The sequence below is a fragment of the Planktothrix sp. PCC 11201 genome, from assembly GCF_900009135.1.
GTDB lineage: Bacteria > Cyanobacteriota > Cyanobacteriia > Cyanobacteriales > Microcoleaceae > Planktothrix.
In genome coordinates this window covers 1-202 of sequence record NZ_LT797717.1, presented here as the reverse complement: position 1 = coordinate 202, position 202 = coordinate 1, and the positions used below count along the sequence as shown (strand labels likewise).

Below are 202 nucleotides of genomic sequence, written 5' to 3'. Positions count from 1 at the left end.
ACGGAATTGAGTATGGTGAGCAAGAGGAATCTTACTCCTCTAAAGCTAGTTTTTATGATCAAGATGAGATCCCTATTTACAATGCCGATAATCCCAGTAAACAGAAGTTTTCTGGTAGAAGGATTAAGAGAGGATTGTATAGAACAAAGGATAGACATCTGGTTTCGGCTGATATTAATGGTAGTGCCAATATTTTGGTTAA

General features: G+C 36.6%; 1 pseudogene. It reads left to right on the top strand.

The features are described 5' to 3' along the window. A pseudogene (locus tag PL11201_RS27250) lies at nucleotides 1–202 on the top strand (RNA-guided endonuclease TnpB family protein); the annotation flags it as partial.